We start from the raw sequence: 1,139 nt of genomic DNA on the forward strand, positions 1-1,139 counted from the left end.
CCACGCACGTTGGCTTGCACCACCACGCGCCGCTTGCCGTTCTCGCGGCTGATCTGGTTCGGACCATCGACCACCTTGATCTCGGCGACGCTGGACAGCGGTACATAGCCGCCGCCTGCCACCGGCACCTGCACCTGCTGGAGCAGGCCGATGTCGGCGCGCTGCGCCTCCGACAGGCGGATCACCACGGGGAAGCGACGGTCGCCCTCGAAGATCTGGCCCGATGTTCGCCCGCCGATCGTCGCAGTCACGGTGTCCTGCACATCCTGAGCCGTAACGCCCAACCGCGCCATCGCGTCGCGGTTGACGCGAATGTCGAGCATGGGAAGACCGGTCGTCTGCTCCACCTTCACGTCCGCTGCGCCTTGCGTTCTGCGCAGCACCGCCGCGATTTGCTCGGCCGTCCGGTTCATCTGGTTGAAGTCGTCCCCGAACACCTTCACCGCGATGTCGCCGCGCACGCCGGCGATCAGCTCGTTGAAGCGCATCTGGATGGGCTGGGTGATCTCGTAGGCATTTCCCGGAATCTTCGCGAGATTACCCTCGATCCGGCTGACCAGCTCCTCCTTGGGAAGCTCAGGATCCGGCCAATCCTTGCGCGGCTTCAGGATGACGAACATGTCGGTCGCGTTCGGCGGCATCGGGTCGGCCGCCAGCTCGGCGGTGCCCGTCTTGGAATAGACGAATTGCACCTCCGGCTGCTTCGACATCATCCGCTCGATCGGCACCTGCATCGCCTGGCTCTGCTGGACCGACGTTGCCGGAATGCGGAGCGACTGGATCAGCAAATCGCCTTCGTCGAGCTGCGGCAGGAACACCGAGCCGAGCGTAGTGAAAGCAAGCGCCGCCACCACAAGGCTTCCCACACCCGCACCGATCGTCAGCGTCGGGCGCTTCATGGCCCGGTCGAGACCGGGTTCGTAGCGCTTCTTCAGCCACGTGATGATGCGGCCGTCCTTCTCCTCGACCTTCTTCGACAGCCAGATCGCAATCATCGCCGGCACGAAGGTGAGAGAGAGGATGAAGGCGAAGGCGAGCGCGATGATGACGGTCAGCGCCATCGGTCCGAACGTTTTACCCTCCACGCCGGTCAGCGTGAGCAGCGGTACGTAGACGAGGATGATGATTGCCTGCCCGTA

Annotated in this window: 1 protein-coding gene; it reads right to left on the reverse strand. The window is 64.3% G+C overall.

Annotation, left to right across the window (positions count from 1 at the left end):
- On the reverse strand, window positions 1–1,139 hold a 1,139-nt coding region (locus AX685_RS04820; protein WP_197418485.1), incomplete at both ends, for an efflux RND transporter permease subunit.

This window comes from Sphingomonas sp. CCH9-F2 (genome assembly GCF_001556735.1).
In the GTDB taxonomy this organism is placed as follows: Bacteria; Pseudomonadota; Alphaproteobacteria; order Sphingomonadales; family Sphingomonadaceae; genus Sphingomonas; species Sphingomonas ginsenosidimutans.